Source organism: Paenibacillus sp. J22FR21 (genome assembly GCF_056269135.1).
In genome coordinates this window covers 840,585-853,748 of sequence record NZ_JBWDNJ010000001.1, presented here as the reverse complement: position 1 = coordinate 853,748, position 13,164 = coordinate 840,585, and the positions used below count along the sequence as shown (strand labels likewise).

Annotated in this window: 12 protein-coding genes; 1 reads left to right on the top strand and 11 read right to left on the bottom strand. The window is 50.2% G+C overall.

Translation table 11 applies throughout. From position 1 onward, the window contains the following. Window positions 1-64: 64 nt before the first annotated feature. From AC0YNS_RS04350 to aroA, 3 genes are read right to left on the bottom strand one after another with little or no spacing between them, the layout of a single operon-like run. Window positions 65-631, bottom strand: a complete 567-nt coding sequence (locus AC0YNS_RS04350) for a GNAT family N-acetyltransferase (RefSeq protein WP_475779782.1) — start codon at window positions 629-631, stop codon at window positions 65-67. A 45-nt stretch (window positions 632-676) separates the two neighbouring features. Beyond that, window positions 677-1,732, bottom strand: coding sequence for a chorismate synthase (aroC, locus tag AC0YNS_RS04345; RefSeq protein WP_475779781.1), 1,056 nt, complete (start codon window positions 1,730-1,732; stop codon window positions 677-679). 18 nt (window positions 1,733-1,750) lie between these two features. After that, a complete protein-coding gene (aroA, locus tag AC0YNS_RS04340; protein WP_475779780.1) occupies window positions 1,751-3,097 on the bottom strand; it encodes a 3-phosphoshikimate 1-carboxyvinyltransferase in 1,347 nt (448 codons plus the stop codon). 109 nt (window positions 3,098-3,206) lie between these two features. Between aroA and AC0YNS_RS04335 the strand changes: the two genes are divergently transcribed. Next, window positions 3,207-4,091, top strand: a complete 885-nt coding sequence (locus tag AC0YNS_RS04335) for a LysR family transcriptional regulator (RefSeq protein WP_475779779.1) — start codon at window positions 3,207-3,209, stop codon at window positions 4,089-4,091. Between the two features lie 7 nt (window positions 4,092-4,098). Here the strand turns inward: AC0YNS_RS04335 and AC0YNS_RS04330 are convergent, their stop codons facing one another. From AC0YNS_RS04330 to AC0YNS_RS04295, 8 genes are all read right to left on the bottom strand, one after another. After that, window positions 4,099-4,722, bottom strand: a complete 624-nt coding sequence (locus AC0YNS_RS04330) for a polysaccharide deacetylase family protein (RefSeq protein ID WP_475779778.1) — start codon at window positions 4,720-4,722, stop codon at window positions 4,099-4,101. Between the two features lie 73 nt (window positions 4,723-4,795). After that, the gene (locus AC0YNS_RS04325) at window positions 4,796-5,632 is read right to left on the bottom strand and encodes a phytanoyl-CoA dioxygenase family protein (protein ID WP_475779777.1); all 837 of its coding nucleotides are present in this window, start codon (window positions 5,630-5,632) and stop codon (window positions 4,796-4,798) included. A 478-nt stretch (window positions 5,633-6,110) separates the two neighbouring features. Next, window positions 6,111-6,899 (bottom strand): class I SAM-dependent methyltransferase, encoded by a 789-nt coding sequence (locus AC0YNS_RS04320; protein ID WP_475779776.1) that lies wholly within the window; start codon window positions 6,897-6,899, stop codon window positions 6,111-6,113. 49 nt (window positions 6,900-6,948) lie between these two features. Next, entirely contained in the window at window positions 6,949-7,155 is a 207-nt protein-coding gene (locus AC0YNS_RS04315; protein ID WP_475779775.1) for a cysteine-rich CWC family protein, read from the bottom strand. 151 nt (window positions 7,156-7,306) lie between these two features. Continuing rightward, window positions 7,307-9,802: a WG repeat-containing protein gene (locus AC0YNS_RS04310; RefSeq protein WP_475779774.1), complete on the bottom strand. Its 2,496-nt coding sequence runs from the start codon at window positions 9,800-9,802 to the stop codon at window positions 7,307-7,309. Between the two features lie 162 nt (window positions 9,803-9,964). Beyond that, window positions 9,965-10,402 (bottom strand): DUF1761 domain-containing protein, encoded by a 438-nt coding sequence (locus AC0YNS_RS04305; RefSeq protein ID WP_475779773.1) that lies wholly within the window; start codon window positions 10,400-10,402, stop codon window positions 9,965-9,967. A gap of 374 nt (window positions 10,403-10,776) precedes the next feature. Next, window positions 10,777-11,688 carry a DMT family transporter gene (locus AC0YNS_RS04300; RefSeq protein WP_475779772.1) on the bottom strand — a complete coding sequence of 304 codons (912 nt, stop codon included), beginning with the start codon at window positions 11,686-11,688 and terminating at the stop codon, window positions 10,777-10,779. 20 nt (window positions 11,689-11,708) lie between these two features. Next, on the bottom strand, window positions 11,709-13,154 hold the full coding sequence (locus AC0YNS_RS04295) for an MFS transporter (RefSeq protein WP_475779771.1): 1,446 nt from the start codon (window positions 13,152-13,154) through the stop codon (window positions 11,709-11,711). Between the last annotated feature and the right edge of the window lie 10 nt (window positions 13,155-13,164).

Below are 13,164 nucleotides of genomic sequence, written 5' to 3'. Positions count from 1 at the left end.
GCAGTGACTCGATTATCATATGGGTAAGGATGACAAGTCAATAAAAAAAATCAACGATGCATTATTACATCGTTGATTTCTCCTGCAGCCATGCCTCATACTCGCTCTTCGTGAGCCCGTAGATATATTCATCGTGATGTTTGCCTTTCGTGAAGATCATGTCACGCAGGCGGCCTTCTTGTTTAAAGCCCAGATGCTCTTGCAGCGCAACGGAACCGTTATTGAATGCATAAACATGGGCATTAGCCTTGTTATAGCGCAGCTCCTCGAAATAATAACCAAGAATCAGCCTAACCGCCTCCGACGCATAGCCTTGACGCCAATGCTCGCGGAAGATCGCAATGCCGTACTTGAAGGTGCCATTTCGCTGGTCACAATTGCTCGTACACAGACTTCCGACCAGCACTCCATCAAGTGTCTCAATGGAGAGCCATATATTGTCGCCTTCCACCGGATGGTCGACCTTCTCCTCCGCCCATGCCTTCGTACCCTCTTCGGTTCTTGGAAAATGAATCATATCGCTAAGCCGAGCACCTTCAGAATCGCGGTCATTCTGATGATAGTCCTCCCAATCGCCGAATTCCAATGGCCTCAGTCTGACCTTACTGCCTTCCCACACGTAGGATATCATGGTTGCTCGCCTCCCTCGTTCTCAGGCGTATCTTACCATTAATTCTCAGCCAAGCATAGCCGCTTGTCGCTTATACATATCCTCCACAACAAGGCAAGCCATTGCTTCTACAACCGGAACGATTCTCGGGCAAATACAAGGATCATGTCGACCGATCGTTTGAATCTCTTGTTCCTCGCCGTCCACGTTAATCGTCTGCTGAGGAACGGATATCGATGATGTCGGTTTGACGCTGACCCGAAACACGATGTCTTGTCCGTTGCTGATTCCGCCCACAATGCCACCTGCATGATTGCTTGTAAAACCGCCGCTGTTCATGCCGTCATTATGCTCGCTGCCCAGCATCACAGCCGCTTCGAAGCCTGCGCCAAATTCAATCCCTTTAATCGCGCCGATGGACAGCATCGCCTTTGCCAGCTCGGCATCCAATTTGTCGAAGACGGGTTCGCCAAGACCGGGCATCACCCCGCGAATGCGGCATTCCACGATTCCGCCGCAGCTATCGCCAACGGAAGCTAAATGTTCGATTTTGCGAATCATTGCCTTCGCAGCTTCTGGGTCGCAGGCACGAACCGCATTTTGCTCGATGATGGTTTCATCGAAGGTTTTGCATTTAATGCCGCCGATTTCGCGTGAGTATGCAATGACGTCAACACCGCGTCGCTCAAGCAATTTGCGTGCAATTGCACCTCCGGCTACACGGGCCGCTGTTTCTCTGCCTGAAGCACGCCCGCTGCCGCGATGATCGCGAATGCCGTATTTCTGCAAATACGTAAAGTCCGCATGTCCGGGGCGAAAAGCATGCTGAATCGAGCCATACGCCTCCGGCTTCATATCGTGATTATGCAAAATGATGAAGAGCGGTGTCCCTGTTGTTCGGCCCTCGAACACACCGGACTCAATATGAACGATATCGTATTCCTTGCGAGGCGAAGTCACGGAAGATTGTCCCGGTTTACGCCGATCCATCTGCTTCTGAATATAAGCTTCATCGATTTCAACGCCTGGCGTAACGCCATCCACAATGACGCCAACTGAAGCGCCGTGCGATTCTCCGTAGGTAGTGATTTTGAACCGTTCACCGAATGTATTGCCTGCCATTAGATTGGCCTCCCTCTATTAATAGTCGACTTGGATACCAAGTCCGGCCAGCTGCTCGAAATACCCCGGACAAGTCTTGGAGACACAGCCGGGATCGGAAATTCGGATGTCGTGAACCCGCAGACCAATAAGTGAGAGCGCCATGGCCATCCGATGATCGTCATGGGAATCTACCAACGTCGGCACCGGCATGCCCGGATAAACCGTTAAACCATCCTGATGCTCTTCTACCCGGATTCCCAGCTTAGTTAGCTCTGCACAAATCGCTGCGATACGATCGCATTCATGATGCCTGATATGCGCAGCATCTTTTAACGTAATAGGACCATCTGCGAACACTGCCATCGCCGCAACCGTAAGAGTCTGATCCGACCATTTCTTCATGCTTAGCGTGAACCCGCCTTTAAGCTGATCCGTTCCTTGCACCTCAACGTAATTCTCACCATGTGTAACCGTGCATCCCATCTGCTCCAAAATCTGCAGCATCTCGATATCAGGCTGACTTGTTCTCGCTGCATGGATGCCTTCAGTCCGAACTCGGCCTCCGGTCAGTGCTGCAATAGCCCAGAAATAACAGCAAGTGGAGACATCCGGCTCCAGCTGATAGGTTCTTCCTTCATAATTTCCTTGAGGAACCGTGATGGATTGACCATCCGCTGCCACATCAGCTTCAATACCGAAGTCAGCCATCATATCCAGTGTCATCTGAACGTAGTCTCTCTGAACAACTTCTCCATCAATGCGTATCGTTAGCTGTTCCTTCGCGTAGGGGGCAGCGATTAACAACCCGCTTAGAAATTGACTGGATGTGTTGCCGGGAATCGTAACCTCGCCGCCATTCAGACCGGATGCGTCCAGCATGTAGGGAAGACTATGTTCGGCCATCGTGTATTCGAATTTCGCACCGAGCTTGGTTAATGAAGCAAGCAAAGGAGCTTGCGGTCGCTCACTCATCCGCTTGCTGCCGCTCACTGTCCACTTGCCATGACCGACCGCAAGCGCGCCGGGCAAGAATCTTGCCACCGTTCCAGCAGCGCCGACATATAAATTCGCTGATGAATTCGGCCATTCTCCGCCGCAGCCTTCAATGGAAGCCGTCTCTTGCTGAACGGCCGCAGCTACGCCAAGTTTCTTTAACGAATCGATGCACCAATACGAGTCGTCACTCTTCAGAATGCCGTGCAGCTCGGATTTCCCTTGGGCAAGCGCTGCTATAATAAGCGCTCTGTTGGTGAGGCTTTTACTACCAGGCACTCGAATCGTACCTTCAACCGCTGACTTCGGAGGACTGATTCTTACCTCAAGTCGATCGTTATTCGCCGACCACGGAGAACGCGCTTCTAAATCCGGATGTATCGTTACCATTTCCGTCCACCTCTTTAGGAGTAATTGATCTATCCCGATTATAATGAGATACTTGGAATAAATGAAATCGGAATATTCGATTGTTGTCATAAAGGTGGTTTATGTCAAAATGATCAATTTAGAGTGGTATCGGATCTTTCTGCATACGGCGCGTCACCGAAATTTAACGAAAGCCGCACAAGAGCTGCATGTCACGCAGCCATCAATTAGCTATGCCATCAAGCAGATGGAGGAAGCGATTGGCGTGCAGCTCTTTCACCGATTATCCAAAGGCGTCGAGCTCACGGCCGAAGGTCAGGCCCTGCTCGACTATGTCGAGCAATCCTTCTCGATGCTGGATTCCGCGCAGAAGCATCTGCGCAATCTGAAGCAGTTACATGCCGGTGAAATCCGGATCGGTGCGAGCGATTCACTCATCAAACATCTGCTGCTTCCGCATCTGAATACCTTTCACCGGGAGCATCCGGGCATTCGAATCCGTCTCTCTCATGGCAAAACGCCCGACATCACTCGGCGCCTGCTGGATGGTGAGATTGATTGCGCGATGCTGCATTTGCCCATACAGAATCCACAGCTGCTGATTCATACGATGGCAACGATCGAGGATTGTTTTGTTGTCGGAGAGGATTATAAGGAACTGGCCGAGCGGACACTTTCCATTCAAGAGCTGGCTGAGCTGCCTTTGATCTTGCTCTCACCCGGCAGCAGTACACGTAACTTTGTGGATCAATGGTTTGCCGCAAAAGGGGTAACGGTGCGGCCGGATATTGAACTGGGCAGCGTTGATTTATTGGCGGAATTCGCAAGTTTGAACTATGGGGCGGCATTGATCAGCCGGTCTTTTGTAGAGGAGGAGCTGCGCAGCGGGAGGTTGCTCGAGCTCAAGTTGGATGTGTCTCTTCCGACTCGGGAGATTGGGTTTGCAGTGAGGCGTGATAAGAAGCTCTCCGTTGCAGCGGAAAGCTTCGTTCGGCGTATTCGCGAAGCGGAGTGAGGGATGGTTATTTGATCTCTGCAGCTAGTAGTTCGCTAATCGTAACAAGCTTGTACCCTTGTTCAATTAACTCCGGTACCAGGATTTGAATGGCCGCAAGCGATTGCGACCGATCTCCGAATCCGTCATGGAACAAGAGAATACTTCCCTCTCGAATCTCAGCGCGTGAAACATTCACGATGTGATCCGTTCCCGGCATGTCCCAGTCACGGGTATCGAGATTCGTCGCATGAATGATGGGATACCTGAAATGCTCGCATACGGCGATAAGGTCGTCATTGTATTCCAGATAAGGTGGCCGAAACGTGGTCGGACGTTTGCCAATCACGTCGATAATGATTTGTTCGGCGCGACGAAGCTCCTCCGACTGCTCCTCTTTGCTCAAACTTGCCATATGCGGATGAGTGTAGCTGTGATTGCCGAACTCATGCCCTTCCGCGTCCATTCGTTTCGCGACATCTGGATATTTCTCCATATTCGTCCCTTGTACGTAGAAGGTTGCTTTCGCACCATGCTCCTTGAATACTTGTATAAATTGCGGCGTCCATTCCGGATTCGGTCCATCATCGAATGTAATTGCGATTAGCTTGTCCGATGTCGTTACTTCATTGTAAATTTGTGCAGCTTTCATCTTGATCTCCCCCTTTGTTGGAATTAAAAAAAGGACTACACAAATCATAACGATTCTGTAGTCCTTCTTCAAATTATTCGTGAGTTGGCTCGATAGCCGGGAAGCCGATCTTCTGCCAGCGGAATAGGTGCTTGGCGCGATCCGACATTTGCTCGTACGTTTCTTGCGGAATTTGAACGCGGTTATCGCGATGGCTTGCACTGTAGATAAGAGCAAGGTTCGGACGAATTTCGTTACCGCGGTTAGGTGTTCCACGGTGCCACATACGTACATCGCGAAGCAGGATGGAGCCTGCAGGCATATGGACTTTCATCGAATGCATATGCGGTGCCAATTTCTCGGGATCCGGGCCGTTTGGACCGTAGTAGTTATCCGGCAGCAAATGCGTACCGCCCGGCCAAATTTCCATTGGGCCATTGCCGTCGTGAACATCGACGAGCGGAATGTTGAACACAAGATCCGTAATCGGCAGGTGCGTCGTGCACAAATCGCCGAAACGAGCGCCGTAATCCGGGTGAACAGGCTGCGATTTCTGACCGCCAGGCAGCGATGTGTTCGAGGAGAACAGCGTAACCGAGTAATCTTTGCCAAGAATACGATCCATGATGGAAATCGCAAAAGGATGCTCGATAACCAAGGAATCGTTGAATGGCGCTTCGAACGGAAGGAAAATACCCAAGTGATTCGTGCCTTCGTTGAAGCCCGTTTTATTCAAATAAATCTCTTTACCGTGTTTATCGATGAACCAGTTCATCGCGTCTGTGAACGCTTTCTTAAGTTCGGCGACTTTCTCCTTCGGCAGGACGCCTTCAAGGATTACATATCCGTTAACGCGGATCAGGTTTTCGGCAAGTTGAATATTCTCTTCACTTAGCGTTAGAGTGTCGATTTCATGTTGACTAACTTTCACAATGATTCACCTCACGTAATGGATGTCGATAGAGTAGACTGCTAGTATCTTTTCTAAAATATCACTATTGATTCAGAAATACTAAACTTATCTTCCGATTGATGCAACACATTGCAAGATATTGTCGGATGAAATCCTGACGTTTCTCTCAGATACGACATTGAAACTAGGGTTCAGATTGAACTGTCGCACCGGCAGTTTCGTGCATGAGTGCTCGGAGAGCCCTGAATTAGTATGGCTGTAAAGCTGTATCTCATTCTGATTCCGGAAAAATAGACTGGATATTGTAGCCAACATCGTCGGGGAGCTATATGCGCAGCGTGATCAGCATTGGCGCACAGCAACCTATCTTCGGGTGCATATGTCGGAATTTGCACGAAAAACAAGTGAAAGCGCTTGATACATTCGGTCATCGGCAGCCGCCGGGTAAGCCAGCCAGCCGCCCCGAACTCTCAACTACTCCCCTAACGTCGCCCCTCTAACCAGAAGCAACAGCCTCAATCAAATAATAAAATCCGGTCGTGCGGATTCCCTGCACAGCGGCATGCTTATCGAATTGCGAAGCTATATCCGCATAGCAAGTTTCCCGCACATACTTCGAGTAGCTGTCCCGCTGGCCGAAACACAGCATGTTCAGCACATCTTCGGCAGATGGAATCCAAACCGTCTCTCTAATCCGATCCATATGAATGACGGCAAGCCCGCTCGCTTCCAGCCGTTCCATCACGCGATCCAAGATCGGCGTACCCACCGTCGGCGTCGGAAAGATTCCCGGAAAACACAATCCAAGCTCTCCGCCCTCTCCATTTCCATCACCCGGATGGTAGAGGATTACTTTACCGCCGGGACGAACGACTCTGTTCCCCTCTTTATACCAGCTGCTCGGTCCTTTCTTCGTGTAAGCCACATCAAACGCATCATCTGCAAATGGCAATGAATGATGCGTATCACTTTGAACATAACGGACATTCGGTTTCCGATGGAGATTCGCCGTATCCAGAAATCCCGCCGTTACATCCAAACCTACAATCTCTTCAACACCAGCTGCCCAACGATTGGTGTATTCGCCGTGTCCACATCCAACATCGAGCACTTTTCCGCCAATAACTGCAGCAAGCTTCTCCGTCAGCACAGCTTCCCCTGACACGCCATCAACTACGCTGTTCCAAGTAAACTCATATTTACCTGTCCTTGCTGCCAGTTCCTTACACCAAGCGAACGATTGCGGCCTTAAATAGTCCGGATGCTTCGTTATCTCTGGAAACATAAGCTATAGTCCCCTCCAATTTGATAATGGCCTAGTAGGCTCCCAACGACTATTTCTCTATTTCCTCATTCGCCTTCTTAAACTCGTTCAAGCAATCCAAACAAATACATGATTTATTCAGCTGGTCAGCTGGCACTAGCTTAAATATCCCACTAGGAAACACAACGCTGCTGCACCAGCAGGTTTCGCTTCCTTCACAGTGATTCCGCTTCTGGCAAATGGGACACTCTTTCGCTTGCAACACGTCATCCTTCATCCCTGATCACCAATCCTATTCGATCTATCTCTACTCACCGTACTAACCTTTAAGCGAACTCTATACATTCCATTTTACAGATCCAACCTCCTTCTACACAAAAGAAAAAGCCGCGAAGAAATCGCGACTCTTCCAGCATGCATCAACTCGATCAATGAAACGACTTCCAGAACGCTCCGTTCGTGTCGAGAATCGATCTGATCTGGGCAAAAGGAATCGTGAACGTTGGGAATCCCGCCGCATACGGCGCAATTTCATAGGGTTCAAAATAAATATGGAGGGCGTTCTCGGAGACGAAGAACGGCTGATCCGGACGAATGCCGTTATAGGTATTCGGAAACACGTACGAATATTGCGGATCTTCCTTGATTTGTTTGCCAATAATCTCGCTAAGCTCCAACACATAGTTGCTGCCGGGCTTAAACAAATCCTTGAGCGCGAACATTTGGCCGGTCGTGAGATCGATAATGGCGAATTTCTTAGTTGGCATCCCGTGCGCGGCTCCGAACGGGAAATTATAGCCGGTCAGCTCAAGCTGAAGCAGCTGCTGCTTGTAGAAGGAGACATCGAAATCGCCGGAGTACGAATAATCCAGCTTCTGATTCTCCGGAATCGGCTTTACTTGAGATAGCTCCCGCAGCTTCGCATTAACCTTGTTCTGCGCGGCTTGGTCAGCTATCCCTTCCACCTGCGGATAATAAACCAGATAATCTCGATTCGGTTTATACTTCTCTTCCTTGACGAAGTAAGGCTCCTTCAGAGGAATAATCGTATTTTGCTTCCAGACGATTCGACCGGTGCGATCCAGATAGGAGAGCCGCTGATCCACGTAAGCCTTGATCAATCCGCCTTCTTCCAGAGTAAGCGTACCGCTGCCGTTAACGCGCGGATAACCTGCAGCCGGTTGGCCGGTGAGATCGATAAAGAAGGTCTGCTTCACATCCGATGCGGAAGCCAAGCCATCCTTGAAATCAGCGACATCACTGTACTTGAAGTCCGTTAGCAGCTTACCGTCCCAATCTGCGATAGCATAAATCGAACCGATAAAAGGCTGCTGGGGATCGATGGCATTACCTACTGCAAACCGCCTGCTTCCTAAGCTTCGAATGTCGTTATACGCTGCTTTTATGATAAATGCACCTTGCTTATTAATGACCCCGTAATTCGACCTGAAATCATCGGAGGTGTTAACGATTGCGCGGCCATCCTCGAATGGGAATGCGGAATAAAAGGTAGGCTGAATCACGATATTCCCGCTCTCATCCATATAGCCCGTTTTACCCGCAAGCTCGCGCTGGAAGGATAGCAAACCATCCCCGAGCGGTCCGACACTCGCATAATTGTAGGTATGAAGCCGCCGGCCATCGAGACCGATTAAGGCATATTCATTGTCCTTTACCTTGACAAGTGCCTTATTTCCTTGAAAATCATTGGCTTCCTCAAATTGAGCCGGAATCACAACATTGCCCTGTGCGTCCAGATAGCCATATTTGATCGTACTCTCACCTGAAGCACCGGGAAGCGTGTCATAGAATACCGCTCTGCCGTTATGCATATCTGCAATAAATGGATAGGCCTTCTTCGTCAACACCGTGCCGCTTTCGTTGATCAGCTTAAACCCTTGGCTGTCGATTACAGAGGCGCGCTGCTCTGAGAATGTACCAATTGAATCGTAAATGGGTGGGACGATGAACTGAGCGGATGCGTTAATGATGCCATATTTTCCTTTCTCGGAGACCACTGCCAATCCGTTCTCCTGAAAGTCACCGGCATCGTCAAACCTCGGGTCTATCGCCATCCTGCCCCTATTGTCGATGTAGCCCCATCTCATGCCCTTAACCGTCTTCAGCGACGCAGGAAATAATCCCACGGCTCGAGATGCACTTACAGGCTCCAGCACATCCCGGATCGACTGTTCCAGCTCAAGAAGTGTATCCCGAGTCGGTTGAGCGAAAGCGAGTGCTTGATGCACCGACACCAACGCCGGTTCTGCACGTCCGGAGCGATGTTGGGCATCAGCGAGATGATACCAATACAGCGGATATTGCGGATACCGCCAAACGAGGCGTTCATAGTACTTGACGACATGTGGAAAATAATAGCTGTACACATCATGCGCAGGTACAAAGCTTCCTTCCTGCCAACGAAGGACGTCAATGTGAAAGGATTCCCCGCTATTTTGCATCCAAATTGCAAGCTCTGCCTTCCCGTCTTGACCCTGGTAGCCCGGCATATCCATGGCTTCCATATAACTGTAGCTCATGCCAGACGGCGCGACATCTCTAAACCCTTGCTTGCTCCATTCATAAACAGACAGCTTCGACCACTGTGCGTTGATCTGCCAGCCTACGATTAGATTGTTCTGACCTGCTCGCAGCACCGGCATCGCCATCAACTGCGCTACACCGTGGCCATGCCCTTGGATATCGGCTGCTCTTTCCCATACCCCGTTCTTCTGCTGCAACACCACCAAATGAAGCTGGTTGCGAAGCCGGTATACTGCAGCAATCTCAGGCAATCGGTCTCCGTTTAAATCAGCTGCACAAACCGCCGCATTCGCGGCAGACTGGTTGAGTAACATCAGCTCCGCACCACTCGGCAAATTTGCCATTGCGATTTGCGACAGCTGCTGTTCGTTCGCGGCCATGTCAGCATCATCCCTCTCCTCGCATTCTTCGCCTAATCGTATGCGGAGCATTGGCAGATATGCCTTTCATGGTGTAATTATTCCAATAGAAAACCGTTGTATTACAAAAATACCCGGTGCGAGCTTATCCGCTCTTTCACCGGGTATAGTCACGTGAAGCGTTTAATTCCAGTACCAGAAGATGAGCAGCAGCATTGTAAAGCGTACGACTTCATAGGACGTATCGACAGCTACAACGAGCCAGCTCTTGAATTGCCATACTTTCTTGCCGATGGTGAACGGTAAAGTATAGCCTGCCGCCAGCAGCATCGTGAACCAGAATGCACCGGCAAAGGAATCACCGTCATAATCGAAAGCTTGTCCGCCGGCTTGCCACAGCTGTAAGCAAACTGCGTAGGCGATCGAGGTCACGAACGAAACGAGAATATAGATAATAAAGGACTGCATCTTAGCAGCGTTGCTTGGCTGAGTTGTAACGTTCGGGTACATATCCCGCTGATACGGCTTCTTCCAAATGACCGCCATCCATAGAAATCCCAATGCCAAAGATAGTACACCCGTAACGAATACCGCCCAATAATTAATGTCACTAAACAACATCCAATTCCCTCGCTTTATTTGATTGTCGGATTAATACGAAACCATTTGGTTTCACTTTACGATTCCGATTATATACAACCATTTGGTTTCCTGTCAATCCTTTCACGCACACAATCGAAGGACTCTGCCAAAGTCGCCCGCCGCAGTCGCCAACCACCACCATACTGTGCCTCGAGAGTAGGAAAACCCGACTCTCAATCGGAAAACCACTTAAAAAAGATGCTGAGAGTCGGAATATCCGTCTCTCAGCACCAAGAACACATTAAAAACACCACAGACATGGCCTTGCAATCGGCGCATGTCTGCGGTGCTATTCTTTTGAGCTCTACATCAGTTTTTAACTACCCGCTTCATCATTGCCCCGCGTTTGCCAACTACCCGTTCACATCAACGCCAGCGGCTATCACCTGTGGTTGACGGCGTTTCATATTGGTGATGGCAACGCCGACTAAGATCAGAATGCCCCCGGCAATCTGTGCGGCTTTGATTGGATCACCAAGGACAAAGAAGCTCACGATAATGGCGACGAATGGCGGAATGTTCATGAACATGGCGCTAGTCGATGGTCCGACAACTGCGATGCCTTGGTTCCACCAGAAGCCAGCCAGACCTTGGCCGATTACAGCCACTGTTACCAGGAGCAGCCATACCAGCCAATGATGGCTGCCATGCAAGTTGCCGTTCCAAGCCTCAACGCCAACGGCCGGAGACATCAGAATCGTACCAATGACAGTCGAATAAATCGTCACCTCATACGAAGACATGGAGACAGTCAGCTTACGAATGAACAGCAAACTAACGGACATTCCGAGCATGGCCATCAGCAGGTAAACATCACCTTTGGAAATACCAAGCTCCTTACCGCCGTAGAGCACGATGCAAACGACGCCGACAAGCGCTACGATCGCTCCGGTTACTTTCACCAGCGTAATCTCTTCTTTCAAGAAAATACGCGACAGCAATGTCGTAGCAATTGGCGACAACGCAATAATTAGGGCGGCGTTACCTGCCGTGGAATGCTGCAGTCCGGTAAAATAAAACAGCTGATTAATGAGCGTACCGGATATACCAGCCAATAACAGCAAGCCGATCTCTCTTCGACTAGGCTTCCTCATGGAGTGGCGAATCATAGCAACACTGATTAAGAACAGCGACATGACGACGAGTCTTGCGAAGGACAGAAATATTGGCGAAAACTCCCGCAGCATGTAGGCACTGGCAACATAGTTGCCGCCCCATAACAACGAAACACCCCATAGCTTTAATAATATCGTTCGATCCGGCATTTCAATGAAAGTCTCCTTACTTATCCATGATTAGTAATTCGTTTGTTCGCGCGCAGATGAGACATGACCGCAGCGAGCGCCATCAGCGCCGCCATGAGCCAGAATACGGCATGCAGACCGCTGATAAATCCATTCAACGACGATTCTGCACCCTTCATGCCTACCTGTGTTCCCGAGAATATCGCAAGCATCGCTTCATGTGGAATGCTATGCGTGACGATCGGCATCGAGAACGCAATGCTGAGCATCATCCCCATGTTCGTCGTGAGGGAGCGAATCCCGGAAGCTTCGCCGCGATATTTGGCGCCTGCCGCATTCATAATACTGCTGGAATTCGGCGAATTAAACAACCCCGAGCCGATGCTAATGATTGTCATATAAAGCGCTAAATGCCAGAAAGGCGTTGCCAGATTCGTATCAAGCGCAAGTCCCGCCAAGCCGATAATGCTAAGGAACAAGCCGACGGTGGCCGGCGTCGTTTCCCCATATTTGTCGCCAAGACTGCCTGCAAGCGGCGATACGACGAGCATGCCTGCCGCGAGCGGGATCGTCATGATGCCGGCCACCAGCGCATCCTTCTCCAGTGCCCCTTGGAAGTAGAAGATAAGCATGAACATGACGGCCATCCGTGCAATGGCGTTTAGTGTAGCGGATATGATGCCGAAGGAGAATATTTTGTTCGTGAACAATGGCAAATGCAGCAGCGCGTTTGGATGTCTCCGTTCGAACCGCAGGAATAAGGGAAAAAGTACGATAAAGAATAGTCCGGATATCCATACGACCGGCGACGTCCAGCTTTGAATCGGACCCCATGTCAAGGCAATCAACAAGGCAGTAATAGAAACGACATACGTAACCACCCCGCCGATGTCCAATCCACCTGCTTTAGGAGCGGCAATTTTATCATCCTTGATCCCCATGACCGCCAGTCCCCAGATGACGCCGATGACGCCGAATGGAACGTTAAACCAGAAGGTCCACTCCCAGCCAAAAGCCGTCGTCAGCCAGCCGCCAAGAACGGGACCGATAATTTGACCAACCGCGATGACCATAATGTTAATGCCGAGTGCTTTGCCCAGCTCTTCCTTCGGAAAAGCGTCAGCGACAATCGCCGTGCTGTTGGCCATAACCATGGCGCCGCCGATGCCCTGTAAGATCCGAAACACAATAAGCAGCGGCGCATGCTCGGCGAACCCTGAGATCAGCGATACAACAGTAAACAGCAGCATCCCCGCAATATAAATCCGTTTCCGCCCGAACCGATCGGCAAGTGAGCCGGCCATGAGTACCATAACCGTCTGAGCCACCATATACGAGAGCATCACCCACATGGCTTGCATCAGCGAAGCTTGTAAGCCTGTTAGCAGATCCGGCAGCGCAATAATAAGTGTGCTGAAGTTAAGTGCAGACAGCAAGGAACCAAGGCTTGTTACGGATAATATCCACCATTTTCGCGAAGCATCCACGTTCGTTCTC

Coding starts and splice junctions, on each gene's coding strand:
- AC0YNS_RS04350 (WP_475779782.1), bottom strand. CDS start 631: ATGATATCCTACGTGTGGGAAGGCAGTAAGGTCAGACTGAGGCCATTG.
- aroC (WP_475779781.1), bottom strand. CDS start 1,732: ATGGCAGGCAATACATTCGGTGAACGGTTCAAAATCACTACCTACGGA.
- aroA (WP_475779780.1), bottom strand. CDS start 3,097: ATGGTAACGATACATCCGGATTTAGAAGCGCGTTCTCCGTGGTCGGCG.
- AC0YNS_RS04335 (WP_475779779.1), top strand. CDS start 3,207: ATGATCAATTTAGAGTGGTATCGGATCTTTCTGCATACGGCGCGTCAC.
- AC0YNS_RS04330 (WP_475779778.1), bottom strand. CDS start 4,722: ATGAAAGCTGCACAAATTTACAATGAAGTAACGACATCGGACAAGCTA.
- AC0YNS_RS04320 (WP_475779776.1), bottom strand. CDS start 6,899: ATGTTTCCAGAGATAACGAAGCATCCGGACTATTTAAGGCCGCAATCG.
- AC0YNS_RS04315 (WP_475779775.1), bottom strand. CDS start 7,155: ATGAAGGATGACGTGTTGCAAGCGAAAGAGTGTCCCATTTGCCAGAAG.
- AC0YNS_RS04310 (WP_475779774.1), bottom strand. CDS start 9,802: ATGGCCGCGAACGAACAGCAGCTGTCGCAAATCGCAATGGCAAATTTG.
- AC0YNS_RS04305 (WP_475779773.1), bottom strand. CDS start 10,402: ATGTTGTTTAGTGACATTAATTATTGGGCGGTATTCGTTACGGGTGTA.
- AC0YNS_RS04300 (WP_475779772.1), bottom strand. CDS start 11,688: ATGCCGGATCGAACGATATTATTAAAGCTATGGGGTGTTTCGTTGTTA.